The organism is Syntrophaceae bacterium, from assembly GCA_013177825.1.
GTDB lineage: Bacteria > Desulfobacterota > Syntrophia > Syntrophales > PHBD01 > PHBD01.
The window spans coordinates 1-14,317 of the sequence record JABLXX010000016.1; the positions used below are offsets into that span (position 1 = coordinate 1).

The following is a 14,317-nucleotide window of genomic DNA, read 5'->3' on the forward strand; positions in this document are numbered from 1 at the left end:
CGCCGGGACGCTCGGCTTCTTCGGCAGCTTCTCGTACACATCCACCTTCTCCGGCAGCACATAGAGCACGTGGGTCCCGTCGACAAACTTGTCGCCGTAGACCGAGGCCTTTTCGCCCAGTTCCTCCGCCCGCTTGTAGGCCGCCTTGGTCATGGCCTTCTTCTCGCCGAACGTGAGCGCTCCCGTCGGGCATGCTTTCACGCAGGCCGGATTGAGGTCCGCCTGGATCCGGGAGAGGCACAGGTCGCACTTGTAAATGCGGTCCGTCGCCCGGTTCCACCGCGGAATGTCGAAGGGACAGGCGGCGATGCACTCCTTGCAGCCGATGCACTTGTCCTGGTTCAGGCCCACCGTGCCGTACTCCGTGTGGTAAAGGGCGCCGCTGGGACAGACCTTCACACAGGCCGCGTCGGTGCAGTGCATGCAGCCGTCCTTCCGGAACAGCCACTTGAGGCCGTCTTTGTCGGCCACTTCCTGGAACCGGATGAGGGTCCAGGTGTTCCACTGCAGGTCCGGGGGATTCTGGTAGGTGCCGTTGTTTTTCGTCTGCCTCGCCGGCATCTGGTTCCACTGCTTGCAGGCCAGCTGGCAGCCCCGGCAGCCCGTACACTTCGAAACGTCTATTACTTTAATGTATTCGGCCATGGTCTCTCACCCCCTTTTCCTGACGTTGACCATGAAGGCCTTGCTCTCGGGGATCATGGTGTTGGCGTCTCCGATTGTTGGCGTCAGGAGGTTGGCCGCATCCCCTTCAGTGAATACCTCGGGCTTCTTGTCGTCCTTGGAATATTTTCGGTCTTTCGTCGTAATCCAGCCGAAATGCCAGGGAATGCCCACCTCGTGGATCGTGTTGCCGTCAATATTGAACGGCTTGAAGCGGGGCGTCACGATGGCCGTGCACTCCACCTTGCCGCGGGCGGACTCGACGATGACCTTCTCGCCGTTCGCGATCCCCTTCTCCTTCGCCAGTTCCTGTCCGATCTCGCACCACATGCCGGGCTGCATTTCCGCCAGCCATGGACACCAGCGGGTCAGGACGCCCGTCTGCCAGTGCTCGCTGATCCGGTAGGTCGAGCAGATGAATGGATATTTCGGATCGCAACTGGCGACGTTCGAGTAAAGATCCATGTCGGATCCGACGCCGGTCTTGTCGAACCGCTTGATGACGGGGTTGTTCTTCTGGGGTGACATCAGGTTCTTCTCCACGGGGCACTCGAGGGGCTCGTAGTGCTCCGGGAAGGGGCCGTCGGCCAAGCCGGGGCCGTAGAGGCTGGCCACGCCGTCGGGCTTCATGATGAAGGGGGGCCGCCCGGAACCGGGGTTGCCGGCGCCGTCCGGCACGTCGCCCACCCACTTCTCGCCGTTCCACGTAATGACCGGCTTCTTGGGATTCCAGGGCATGCCGCTGGGATCCACGGAGGCGCCGTTGTAGATGATCCGGCGGTTGACCGGCCAGGACCAGGCCCACTCGGGGTAAAGGCCGATTCCGGTGGGGTCTTTCTGGCCGCGCCGGGCCGCCATGTTCGTCCCCGGGTAGGAGCCGCAGTAGATCCAGCAGCCCGAGGAGGTGGAGCCGTCGTCCTGGAGCCAGGCGAAGGTCGGAACGGGGTCGCCCTTCTTGAATTCCTTGAATTCGCCTTTTTTCGTCGGATTCTCGACCTTCTTGTCCTCCAGGAAGAAGCCGTTGATCTCCTTGGCCACCGCGTGAGGATCATAATGGTAGTGGGAGCCTACGAACTTGCCGTAGGGCCAGGAGAGCTTCGTGATCGCTTCCTTCAGAGGTCCGCCGTTCTTCTCGTAGAGATCCTTCACTTTGAAGTAGATCTCGCTCATAATGTCCCCGTCGGGCAGGGCCACGCCGGGAGGATTGACGGCCTTATAGCGCCACTGCTGGAGCCGGCCGCTGTTGGCAAGGCTTCCTTCCTTCTCGATCGAGGAGGCGCAGGGCAGCATGAAGACCTCCGTCTTGATCTTCGTCGGATCCATGCCGGGGCCGCGCCAGAAGGAGCCCGTCTCGTTGTCGAAGAGGTTGACGTTCACCATCCAGTCCAGCTTGCCCAAGGCCTGCCGGACTTTGTTGGAGTGGGCCCCGCTGCAGGCGGGGTTCATGCCCCAGGCGAAGAAACCGGTGAACTTGCCTTTGTACATCTGGTCGAAGATCATGAGCCAGGAGTAGTTGGCCCCGTCGTCCAGCTTGGGCATCAGCTCATAGGCCTCTTCGAGGGATACGTTCTTGCCGAATGTGGACCGCAGGAAGCTTGCGGAGTACTTCGGGAAGTTCTTCCACCAGTTGAGGCTGTCGGGCTCTTTCGTGGTGGGGGTCCGCTTCTCGTTGAAGGCCTTCAGGGTCGGCAGGGAGGCCGTCGGGGTTCCCAGGTAGCCCGGCCAGATGTGGAAGAGCAGGCCGTGGTCCGTGGAGCCCTGGACGTTCGACTCGCCGCGCATGGCCGCTACGCCGCCGCCGGCGATCCCCATGTTGCCAAGGAGAAGCTGGATGATGCACATTGAGCGGATGTTCTGGACACCGACGGTATGCTGGGTCCAACCCATGGCGTAGAGTTCGACACCCGCCTTGTCCGGCTTGCCCGTCGAGGCATAAAGCTTGTAGACTTCCAGAAGCTTATCCTGCGGCGTTCCCGTGATCTTCGAGACGATCTCCGGCGTGTAGCGGGAGTACTGCTTCTTCAGGAGCTGGAAGACGCAGTTCGGATCCTTGAGGCTCATGTCCTTCTTGATCCGCCCGCCGGCTTCCGTCTGGTAGGACCAGGTGTCCTTGTTGTACTTCGCGCCCTCCAGACCCGAGAACACACCCTTGTTGTCGCCCGGGAGTTTGAAGGCCGGGTTCACCAGGAAGGAGGCGTTGGTGTAATGCTTGACGTACTCCTCGAAGTAGAGGCTGTTGTCGAGGATGTACTTGATCATCCCGCCCAGGAAGGCGATGTCCGTCCCGGAGCGGAGGGGAGCGTAAAGGTGGGACTTCGCCGCCGACTGCGTAAACCGCGGGTCCACGCAGATCACCTTCGCGCCCTTGTCAACCGCCGCCTGGATCCACTTGAAGGAGACGGGATGGTTGGAGGCAGGGTTGCTGCCCATGATGAGGAGGACATCACTGTTTTTGAAATCGATCCAGTGATTCGTCATTGCGCCACGCCCGAACGACTCTGCCAGAGCCGGTACAGTTGGGCTGTGTCAGATCCGGGCCTGGTGTTCAATGTACACCAGACCCAACCCCCTCAGGAATTTTTGGTATGTGAAGCACTCTTCAAGGTCCATGGCGGCGCTGCCGACGGAAGCGATCCCCTCCGTGCGGTTCACCGTCTCGCCCTTGTCGTTCTTGATTTTAAAGCTCTTGTCCCGGCTCTCCTTGACGTTGTGGGCGATCTTCTCAAGGGCCCACTCCCAGTCCACCTCTTTCCATTCCGTTGCGAAAGGAGCCCGGTAAAGAGGCTTGCCGAGGCGGTTCTCGTTGACGGACATCTGGTAGATGGATCCGCCCTTGCTGCACAGGGACCCGCGGTTGATGGGGCTGTCGGGATCGCCCTCCGTGTTGACCACCACGCCTCTGCGAACGGAAACAATGATGCTGCAGCCCACCGAGCAGTATGGGCAGATGGTGGTGGTTTCTTTGGCATACTGGATCTTCAGCGGCTGGGCATAGGCCGATACGGGCTTGAGACTGATCCCAAGTCCGCCCGCGGCCGCCACGGCGCTGGAGAGCTTCAAGAAACCTCTTCTGGTGACTTCCATAAAGCGCTCCTTTCTCTATGATTGCGGATTCTATCCATCGGCTTGCCCATCCCCTCCCCAGGGAGTGAGTAAGCGGTTGCAGCGGGGCAGGTCTTCCCTCTTCCACGGAGTTTCCTCCAGAAAAACCGAAACCGTCTGCTTGATGTTCCTGGATGGTCTGAGGGTCTGAAATTGCCGATCCCCTATATATTTTCTCCTCTTTGGTGTCAATATTTTTATCAGTAATTACGAATATATATGTCATATTTGACATAGCATGAAACCGCAGAGATAATCGGACCTTGACATTATGCCGGATTCGGCATAACTGCTCTCGCACTCATGAATTTCTGGCCGGGAAACACAACCCCACCGACCCCGGAAAAGGACTGGAAAAGATGGAGATGAACGATCGGGATAAAGTGATCGAGAAACTGGAGATGAACCTCCGCGACGCCGCGGAGAAAAACCCCCATAGCCGGACGGTCCTGGAGGCCTTCGGCCCGCTGATGATCGAAAGGCATCGCCTCCTCGACACCCTCCAATGGAAAGGGATCGACCCTGCCGGCATCGACCGGGGCAGGCTGAAGGCCGGCGTCCCCGTAATCCGTCAGATTCCTCTGTTTTTCCCGGAAGATCCCTGGAAGGAAGTCATCCTCCCCACCATCGCCGCCGCCCGGCAGGGATTCCCGCAGCTTCGGGCAGGCCTGGATGCCTGGGAGGCCTGCGTCACCTCCGGGGCCGTGCCCTTCCACGACTATTTCCATTCCTATCCGTCGCCGGACGAAACGCTTCCCTCTTCGTGGGACTGCGTCCGGGACGTTCCCGCCGGCGTGACCAAACTGATCCTGACATCCGCCGCGCGAACCATCCTGGAATTGCGTTCGACGGATGCCGCCCCGGTCCTCCGGGACGCCGAATGGGACAAGGGATACTGCCCCTTCTGCGGATCCTTCGCCGGCATCGCAAGAATCCACGACAAGATCACCCAGCGCTGGCTCCACTGCCTTCATTGCGGCCGGGAGTGGCGCTTCAACCGGATCCGCTGTCCCTATTGCGAACACGAATCCCCCAAGGAAATGAACTATTTCTTCCTGGAGGGGAAAACCGTCGAGTCCGCCTTCACCTGTGAGGAATGCAAGCGATACCTGGTGACACTTTACCGCATCAGCGACCTGAATGACCCCGACCTGGACGTGGCGTCCCTGAGCCTGATCCACCTGGACCTGATCATGCAGCGGAAGGGCTACCTCCCCCTCGATCCCTCCAGCTGGTTCCGGCTCGAATAGAAACCCTCCGGGCCGGAAAACCACACACTTCTCTTTCCCACCTTCCAGCCTGCGCCACCCTCTATGCTTTATGTAACACATTGACAAAACGAGCAAAACGCCCTATCGGTGCCAATGCTGGCATATGCCAATCATGACATAGGCAACGGGAGGCATTATGAAAATTACTCGCAGAAGGTTCCTTACCCTTTCGGGAGCCGTCGGCTCGGGGATCGCCCTGTCGTCCCTGGGCCTCGACCTGGCTCCTGCGAAAGCGTATGCGGACGAGCTGAACAAGATGAACCGCGTCCGGACGGCGAAGCAGGTAATCACGACCTGCTGTTACTGCTCCGTCGGCTGCGGCCTCATCTGCAGCGTCGACCGGAAGACCGGCAAAATCTTCAATATCGAAGGAGATCCGGAACACCCCATCAGTGAAGGTTCCCTCTGTGCCAAGGGAGCGGGCTTCTTCGACCTGACGGAGGCAAACAAGTACCGCCTTCGCAAGGTTCTTTACCGTGCGCCCATGAGCGACAAGTGGGAAGAGAAGGACTGGGACTGGGCAATGGAAAGGATCGCCCGCCTGGTAAAGGACACTCGTGACAAGGAATTCGTTCTGAAAAACGCCAAGGGGGAAGTCGTCAATCGCTGCGAGACCATCGGCCACCTGGGCAGCTCCAACGTGGACAACGAGGAGTGCTGGCTCATGAGCGTGGCGGCAAGGGCATTAGGCCTGGTGTACATCGATCACCAGGCCCGGGTCTGACACAGTCCATCCGTTGCGGCTCTGGGAGAGTCGTTCGGCCGTGGTTCCATGACGAACCACTATATCGACCTGAAGAACAGCGACGTCATCCTCATCATGGGGAGCAACGCCGCCGAGCACCACCCCATCGCGTTCAAGTGGATCCTGCGGGCCAAGGAGCAGAACGGAGCCCGGATCATCCACGTCGATCCCCGCTACACCAGGACATCCGCCCGCTGCGATTACCACGTTCCGCTGCGGTCCGGAACGGACATCGCCTTCCTGGGGGGAATGATCCACTATATCCTGAGCAACAACAAAGACTTCAAAGAATACGTCGCCAACTACACCAACGCATCCTTTCTCGTCAGCCCGAGTTTCAATTTCAAGGACGGCCTCTTCTCCGGATACGATGCGGAAAAGCGGAAGTACAACAAGGATACGTGGGTCTTCGAGAAGGACGGCCGGGGCATCCCGAAGCGGGACATGACCCTCCAGGATCCCCGCTGCGTCTATCAGCTGCTGAAGAAGCACTACTCCCGCTATACCCTGGAGAAGGTCTCCAGCATCACCGGCGTGACAAAGGAAAACCTGCTGAAGGTGTACGGGGAGTACAGCGCCACCGGCGTGAAGGACAAGGCCGGGACGGAATGCTACGCCCTCGGCTGGACCCATCACACGACGGGGAGCCAGATCATCCGGACCATGTCCATCATCCAGCTCCTTCTGGGCAACATGGGAATCGCCGGCGGCGGCATCAACGCCCTCCGGGGAGAGCCCAACGTCCAGGGATCCACCGATCACTGCATTCTCTACGGCAATCTTCCGGGCTACCTGAAGATGCCCGTGGCATCCCTGACCACCCTGGAGAAGTACCTGGACAAGTGCACCCCCAAATCCAGCGATCCCCAGTCGGCCAATTACTACCAGAACTACCCGAACTTCTTCGTCAGCCTGCTCAAATCCTACTATGACGAAAGAGCGACGAAGGAAAACGGGTTCTGCTACTCCTGGCTGCCGAAGCTCGACGACGGTCATGCCTACTCCCTCATGCACCTCTTCGACAAAATGTACGAGGGGAAGGTGAAAGGCCTCTTCTCCGTCGGGACGGACCCGGCGGTCAGTTCCCCGAATACGGCCAAGGTCCGCAAGGCCCTGGAGAAGCTCGACTGGCTGGTGAGCGCCAACATCTTCGACAACGAGACCTGCTCCTTCTGGAAGGGCCCCGGCGTCGATCCGAAGCAGGTCAAGACGGAATGCTTCCTCCTCCCCGCCTCCGCCACCATGGAGAAGGAGGGCAGCCAGAGCAACAGCGGCCGCTGGGTCCAGTGGAAGTACAAGGCCGCGGAGCCGCCGGAGGACGCCATTCCCGTCGGCGAGATCTGGATCAAGATGATGGATGCCGTCCGGGCTCTCTACAGGAAGGAAGGCGGCAAGTTCCCCGAGCCGATCCTGGGTCTGAAATGGGATTACACGGACCGCCAGGGGCGGTACGACGCCCTGAAGATCTCGAAGCAGATCAACGGCTACTTCCTCCGGGACACCGTCATCGAGGACAAGGAAAAGAAGACCAGCACCGTCTTCAAGAAGGGCCAGCTGGTCCCGACCTTCGGGATGCTCAAGGCCGACGGATCGACCTCCGGCGGCAACTGGATCATGGCCGGCAGTTTCTCCGCCGACGGCGAGAACAAGATGGCCAAGCGGGGCAAGGACGACCCGACGGGTCTCGGCCTCTATCCGAACTGGTCCTTCGCCTGGCCTGTCAACCGGCGCATTCTTTACAACCGCGCCTCCTGCGACGTCAACGGCAACCCCTACAACCCGAAGCGCAAGATCCTGGCCTGGACGGGGGAGAAGTGGGTCGGCGACGTCCCGGACGGCCCCTGGCCGCCCATGGCAAACAAGGAGAAGGGGAAGTACCCCTTCATCATGAAACAGGACGGCCTGGGCGCCATCTTCGGACCCGGCATGGCCGAGGGACCCTTCTCCGAGCATTACGAACCCCTGGAAGGGCCACTCAAGAAGAACCCCCTGTCGAGCCAGCTCATCAACCCGGCCGTCTATATCTTCAAGAGCGACATGGACAAGTACGCCAACGCGGACGAGAAATTCCCCTACGTCTGCACGACCTACTCCTGCACGGAGCACTGGTGCTCCGGCGCACTGACGCGCTGGCAGCTCTGGCTCCTGGAGATGCAGCCGGAGCTCTACGTCGAGATCGGCGATAAGCTGGCCAAGCAGAAGGGCATCCGGAACGGAGAGCGGGTCCGGGTGTCGTCGATCCGCGGACACGTGGAGTGCGTGGCCATGGTGACCAAGCGTTTCCGGCCGTTCCAGGTGGAAGGGAAGGAGGTCCACCAGGTGGGCCTGCCCTTCAACTACGGGTGGCTGTTCCCCAAGGACGGCGGAGACAGCACGAACTTCCTGACCCCCACCGTCGGTTGCCCGAACACCTTCTGCCCCGAGTACAAGGCGTTCATGGTCAACGTCGCGAAGCTATAAGGAGATAGGCCATGAAAGGGATTGAAATCGTCAAAATGATCGATACCAGTCGATGCACGGCCTGTCGGGGCTGCCAGGTGGCCTGCAAGCAGTGGAACGAGATGCCGTCCTTCCGGACGAAGAACCGGGGCAGTTACCAGAATCCTGAGGATCTCCAGTGGAATACCTGGACCCTCATCCGGTTCCAGGAGTATGAGGACGGCAAGGGAAACTTCAAGTGGCTGTTCCGCAAGGACGGCTGCATGCATTGCACCGACGCGGCCTGCATGACGGTCTGCCCCAGCGGCGCCCTGTTCCGCACGGAATACGGAACCGTGGGCGTCAACTCGGAGAAGTGCATCGGCTGCAAGGAGTGCATCGCCGCCTGCCCCTTCGACATTCCGCGGTGGAATCCGGCGACGGACCGCATTACCAAGTGCGATCTATGCTACACCCGGCTGAAGGCCGACCAGAAACCCGCCTGCATCCTGTCCTGCCCGACGGGGGCCCTCCAGATCGGCGACAAGAACGCCATGATCAAAGCGGCCTACAAGCGGGCTGCGGAACTTGGGGGGGACGCCAACGTCTACGGCGACAAGTTCGTCGACGGGACCCACGTCATTTACATCCTGCAGGAAAAACCGGCGATCTACGACGAACTGCCGGAAAAGCCGGCGGTCCCGGCAAGGAGGAGGCGAATAATGAAAAAGGGACTGATTCAGGCGACGGACGCCTTTGAGAGAATCGTACACTGGAGCCTGGCGCTTTCGTGCCTGCTCCTGTGCGTGTCGGGACTGGGGATGATGTTCCACTCCCTCAACTGGATCGGGGAGATCTTCGGAGGTCTCCGGTCCTTGAAGTACATTCACAACTTCACGGGGATCTGGTTCGGTGCGTCCCTGGCCTTCGCCATCGGGATGTGGTGGAAGGAGGCGGGGGTGTTCACGATGCCGGAGGACCTGGACTGGATGATGTGCGGCGGCGGGTACCTGTGGCACGTGGACAAGGTTCCCGAAGTCGGGAAGTACAACCCGGGTCAGAAGGCGTTCTTCCTGGCGGTGGCGGGGTGCGGCGTCCTGATGTTCGTGACGGGGCTCATCATGTGGTTCCCGCTGAGCTTCCCGTCCGGGCTGGTGCGGTGGATGTTCGTGCTGCACGCGCTGGGTTTCGTGACGATCTTCGCGTTCTTTTTCGTGCACCTGTACCTGGGGACGGTTGGTTCCCCCGGATCGCTGCCGGCGATACGACGGGGTGGGTGACGCGGGCGTGGCTGATGAAGCAGCACCCGAAGTGGCTCAAGGAGATGGAGCACGAGGGCAAGCTGGTGGTTTCCGGGGAGGAGAAGCCCGGCGGCGGCCACTGAGTCCCGTCGTCTGCCGTTCGACAACATGAAGAGAGTGAGGGGGCGGATCGTAAATCCGCCCCCTTTTCCTGCGAGGGGCATGCTTTTTCTGAAGCTAGTCTCTTGTCATTATTCATATTGTATCTACCAGACACCTATGTTATAAATGCCATATATTGTCATCTTTATATTGATATACCTGATGTTCCAGCTCTCGTGACAAAGGAGATCAAAACATGATTCCGTCCACCCCGCTGAAATCCCGCCTGCTGTTTGCCCTGTTCACCCTCTTTGCCCTGCTGGGCATGATCTCGGCGCCATCACCGCTTTACTCCGCGGAGCCCCTGCGCGCGGCCGTGGCGGCGAATTTTCAGAATCCCTTCCGGGAGATTGCCGAGTCCTTCACCCGCGAAACGGGCATCCCCGTGGAAGGCGTTTTCTCCTCCTCGGGAAGCCTCTATCACCAGATCACGAACGGCGCCCCGTATGACCTCTTTCTATCCGCCGACGAGACACGGCCTGCCGACCTGTACAAAAAGCAACTCGCCGGGAAGCCTTTTGTGTATGCCAGGGGCAGCATCGTCCTGTGGACTGAAGGAAAGAAATTCTGCGGCGCCGCGAACTGGCGCGAGGTCATGAAGAGAAAGGATGTTCAGAAGGTCGCCATCGCGAACCCCGTAGTGGCGCCCTACGGAGCCGCAGCGGAAGCGGCCCTGCGCAGCACCGGTCTCTGGAACAGTCCGGACAAGAAATGGGTCATCGGACAATCGATCGCCCAGGTCTTCCAGTACACCGCCTCGGGTGGGGCGGATGTCGGCTTCTGCGCCCTTTCCTCCGTGCGGGCATCCAAGACCGACGGCTGTCATTACGACATCGCCGAGGCGCCGCCGATCCTGCAGGGGGCCTGCCTCCTGAACCGCTCGACGAACCGCGCCGGAACAGACCGGTTGCTCCGATACCTCCAGTCACCGGCAGCAGAAGCGATAAAGAAAAAATTCGGATACCGGTAGATGGAGCTTCTTCCCCTTTACCTCTCGGCGAAGCTGGCCTTGATCACGACGCTGGTCCTGATCGTGATCGCCTCTCCCCTGGCCTATATCCTCGCCTGCTTTACCTGGCCGGGCAAAACCTTCGTCGATGCCCTGATTAACCTGCCAATCGCCCTGCCCCCCACGGTCATCGGGTTCTACCTGCTTTGACTCCTGAGCCCCCGGGGAGCCGTCGGCTCTCTGTGGGATAACCTCTTCGGCGGTTCTCTGCTCTTCACGTTCACGGGAATCGTGGTGGCCTGCGCCACCTACAGCCTGCCCTTCGCGATCCAGCCCATCAAGGCCGCCTTCGAGAAACTCGACCCCCGGCTCCGGGAGAGCGCCTACGTCCTCGGACTCTCCCCGCTGGCCACGTTCTTCCGGGTCGTCCTGCCCAACAGCAAGAACGGCATCGCCGCGGCGGCAATCCTGGTCTTTCTGCACAGTCTCGGTGCATTCGGCGTGATCCTCATGGTGGGGGGCAGCATCCCCGGGGAAACGCGGGTCGCCTCCATCGCCATCTACGAGGCCGTCGAGTCGTTTCAATACGAAAAGGCCTGGCTTCTGTCCCTGGCCTTCCTCCCCGTCAGCTACTTCTTCCTTCTGCTCGTGAACAGGCTGACCCGAAGGGAGGCGTCATGAAAGGATTGCACGTCCAAATTTCGAAGCGGCTGGGGAAACTGGAGATCGACGTTGCCTTCTCCTGTCCGGAAGGATCGACCCTGGCCCTGATCGGCCCCTCCGGGGCGGGCAAGACCACGATCATCCGCATGGTGGCTGGACTGGAGCGGCCCGACGACGGGACGATTCTCTTCAACGGAGAGACGTTTTTCGATCAGGCAAGGGGAATCCATCTCTCTCCCCAGAAGCGCCGGCTGGGATACGTCTTTCAGGATTATACGCTCTTTCCGCACCTGTCGCTGTTCGGCAACGCCGCCTTTGCGGCGAGAGACCGTCAGGAGGTCGAGGGACTGTTCCGCTTCTTCGGCCTGAATCCGATGCGGGACCGCAAGCCCCACCAGGTTTCGGGAGGCGAGAAGCAGCGGTGCGCCATCTGCCAGGCCATGGCGACCCGCCCCCGTCTCCTTCTCCTTGACGAGCCCTTCTCCGCCCTAGACGTGGTCACGCGTCACAAACTCAGGGAAGAGCTGAAAAAAATCAAGGAGGAGCGCAGGCTCTCCGTCCTGTACGTGACCCATGACGTCACCGAGGCCCTGTACATGGCGGATGTCATTCTGCCCATCGTCAACGGGAAGATCGACCGCGACTGGCTGGAAGGAATCACCCATTCATCCGGTTCCCGTGAACTTCTGTCAAAAGCCGTGCGGGAGCCGAAGCTGTCGCTGGCTTTATAGGGATGCAGTCCGGATTTGAAATCTGCACTGCGTCAACAAGGAGATGAAATGCAAATCGGAACCTATTCAATCGAGGAATACCTTCACCTGATCAAGTCTTTCCACGGAAGCATGGCCCCGGGCCTGATCATCGGTGGATTCATGGTCGACATGGCGCAGCAGAACCTCCCGGAGGGGGAGTTCTACGACGCCCTGTGCGAGACCCGGGTCTGCCTCCCCGACGCCGTGCAGATCCTCACGCCCTGCACCATCGGCAACGGCTGGATGAAGATTTTCGACACCGGTCGCTTCGCCCTCACCATGTACGAAAAGAGTACCGGGGAAGGTGTCCGGGTGTACATGGACACGGAGAAACTCAAGGCGTGGCCCCAGATCGATTCCTGGTATTTCAAGCGGGTCCCCAAAAGGGAACAGGACTCGGAGGCGCTTCTCAACGAGATCCGGGAGGCCGCGACCTCGATCCTGAGTCTGCAGCGCGTCTTTGTAAAACCAGAATTTCTCGAGAAGCGACGCCTGGGGCCGACGGCTGTCTGCCCGTCCTGCGGGGAGGCATACCCTCTCCGGGACGGTGCTTCCTGCCTGGCCTGCCAGGGCCGATCCCCCTACACCCGGAAAGGAGGACCGACATCATGAAGATCCGTCACAAGATCTGGCTGGAAAGCGACGGCAAGGTCATCTTCGGCCACGGCCGCCAGGAGCTGTTCCGGGCCGTGGAGGCCTGCGGCAGTCTGAATGCGGCGGCGAAGAAGCTCGGGATGTCCTATCGGGCCGCCTGGGGCCGGGTGCGGGCGTCGGAACAGAGGCTGGGAATTTCCCTGATCGAAAAAGGATCTCATGAAAAGGGCGGCCACCTGACGGAGGAGGCGAAGCACCTTCTGAAACAGTTCGAGGAACTGGAAGCTCGAATCAACGCCTGCATCCGCGCAACGGAAGAGTGGTTCGACAAGCAGCGTTATGTAAAGAAATAGGAATCTCGTCCAACCCCATCCTCGTAGCACGAATTCAACAGAGGTAATATTACACCCTTTTTGGCAACTTCTCCTTGACATTATGCCACGCCTGGCATAATGCCATCGGCGGCATATATGCTATCCAAGACATAGCGAGATCGCCGGGAATCTTTCCAGACCCCGTTCCGGGGCGGATATTCCGATACATGCTGAAAGGGGGAAGTATGGCACACCAGAAAAGCGCACAATACGGTCGAGTGGTGCGGAAGCAGTACCGCGAACTCATGGACCGCTGCAAGCTCCATCTGGATCAGATGGACAGCGAACTGCCGCCGCCGGTGGAGGACTTTCAGGATGTCCTGAAGGACCGCGGCGTCAGCCGGCGGGATTTTCTCAAGTGGACGTCGATCATGACAGGCGCCCTGATGCTCCCGCCCATCTTCAAGCCCATGGTGGCCCGGGCGGCGGAGCAATTCAGCCGGGTCCCCGTCGTCTGGCTCCACATGGCCGAGTGCACAGGCTGCAGCGAAGCCCTTCTTCGAACCTCCTATCCCAACATCGACGACATCCTTCTCGACACCATTTCCCTGGAATATCATGAGACCCTGATGGCCGCCGCAGGCGACCAGGCCGAGCAGTGCCTCGAGAAGGCCCTCCATGATTTTCCCGGTAAGTTCGTCTGCGTCGTGGAGGGGGCCATCCCGCTGGCGATGGGCGGCAAATATCTGACCCTGGGGCCGAAAGGCAAAACGGGTCTCCAGCTGGCCAAGGAAGTGACCTCCAAGGCGGCCATGACGATCTGCATCGGCAGCTGCTCCGCCTTCGGCAACATCCAGGCCGCGAAGCCGAATCCGACCGATGCGGCCAGCGTCGGGCGGGCCCTGGGAATCGAGACGGTGAACATTGCCGGCTGCCCCCCCAATCCGAACAACTTCGTCGGCACGATCCTCCACTATCTGATGTTTGGCGGACTGCCGGCTCTGGACGGCCTCGGACGGCCTGTCTGGGCCTACGGCAAGCGCATCCACGACTACTGCGAGCGCCGTCCCCACTACGACGCGGGCGAATACGTCGAGGAGTGGGGCGACGACGGCGCCAAGAAGGGCTGGTGCCTCTACAAAGTAGGATGCAAGGGCCCCTATACCTTCGCCAACTGCGGCCGGATCCGGTTCAACGATGCGATCTCCTGGCCCATCATGGCCGGCCACGGCTGCATCGGCTGCACGGAGCCGAATTTCTGGGACACGATGGCTCCGTTGGAAAAGCCGATCCAGGATGCAACCATCGGCGGCGGCGAAGCGACGGTGGACCACATCGCCATGGGGCTGACGGTGGCAACCGTCGCCGGCATCGCGGCCCATGCCGGGGCAACGGCCTGGGTCCACCGGGACGACAAAGACACCGCAAACAAGGAATAGGCAC

General features: G+C 60.4%; 9 protein-coding genes and 3 pseudogenes. 10 read left to right on the forward strand and 2 right to left on the reverse strand.

Annotation, left to right across the window (positions count from 1 at the left end):
* Together HPY65_18645 and fdnG (HPY65_18650) are read right to left on the reverse strand one after the other, a co-directional pair.
* The coding region (locus HPY65_18645; GenBank protein NPU86501.1) for a 4Fe-4S dicluster domain-containing protein at positions 1-645 on the reverse strand (645 nt) is incomplete at its 3' end.
* 6 nt (positions 646-651) lie between these two features.
* Positions 652-3,747 carry a formate dehydrogenase-N subunit alpha gene (gene fdnG / locus HPY65_18650; protein ID NPU86502.1) on the reverse strand — a complete coding sequence of 1,032 codons (3,096 nt, stop codon included), beginning with the start codon at positions 3,745-3,747 and terminating at the stop codon, positions 652-654.
* Between the two features lie 383 nt (positions 3,748-4,130).
* Between fdnG (HPY65_18650) and HPY65_18655 the strand changes: the two genes are divergently transcribed.
* The 10 genes and pseudogenes from HPY65_18655 (at position 4,131) to HPY65_18700 (ending at position 14,313) form a co-directional block, all read left to right on the forward strand.
* Complete coding sequence (locus HPY65_18655; protein NPU86503.1) at positions 4,131-5,015, forward strand: formate dehydrogenase accessory protein FdhE; 885 nt, start codon at positions 4,131-4,133, stop codon at positions 5,013-5,015.
* Positions 5,016-5,172: 157 nt separating this feature from the next.
* The gene (gene fdnG / locus HPY65_18660) at positions 5,173-8,241 is read left to right on the forward strand and encodes a formate dehydrogenase-N subunit alpha (GenBank protein ID NPU86504.1); all 3,069 of its coding nucleotides are present in this window, start codon (positions 5,173-5,175) and stop codon (positions 8,239-8,241) included.
* Between the two features lie 11 nt (positions 8,242-8,252).
* Positions 8,253-8,903: pseudogene (locus HPY65_18665) on the forward strand (4Fe-4S dicluster domain-containing protein).
* 18 nt (positions 8,904-8,921) lie between these two features.
* A pseudogene (locus HPY65_18670) lies at positions 8,922-9,583 on the forward strand (formate dehydrogenase subunit gamma).
* Positions 9,584-9,798: 215 nt separating this feature from the next.
* Entirely contained in the window at positions 9,799-10,572 is a 774-nt protein-coding gene (gene modA, locus HPY65_18675; GenBank protein ID NPU86505.1) for a molybdate ABC transporter substrate-binding protein, read from the forward strand.
* Positions 10,573-11,232, forward strand: a pseudogene (modB, locus tag HPY65_18680) (molybdate ABC transporter permease subunit).
* A complete protein-coding gene (locus HPY65_18685) occupies positions 11,229-11,945 on the forward strand; it encodes an ATP-binding cassette domain-containing protein (GenBank protein ID NPU86506.1) in 717 nt (238 codons plus the stop codon). Before modB ends, HPY65_18685 begins: the two are co-directional and overlap by 4 nt.
* 48 nt (positions 11,946-11,993) lie before the next feature.
* Entirely contained in the window at positions 11,994-12,578 is a 585-nt protein-coding gene (locus HPY65_18690; protein ID NPU86507.1) for a tRNA CCA-pyrophosphorylase, read from the forward strand.
* On the forward strand, positions 12,575-12,913 hold the full coding sequence (locus tag HPY65_18695; protein ID NPU86508.1) for a LysR family transcriptional regulator: 339 nt from the start codon (positions 12,575-12,577) through the stop codon (positions 12,911-12,913). Before HPY65_18690 ends, HPY65_18695 begins: the two co-directional genes overlap by 4 nt.
* Positions 12,914-13,179: 266 nt before the next feature.
* The gene (locus tag HPY65_18700; protein ID NPU86509.1) at positions 13,180-14,313 is read left to right on the forward strand and encodes a hydrogenase small subunit; all 1,134 of its coding nucleotides are present in this window, start codon (positions 13,180-13,182) and stop codon (positions 14,311-14,313) included.
* The last annotated feature ends 4 nt before the right edge of the window (positions 14,314-14,317 follow it).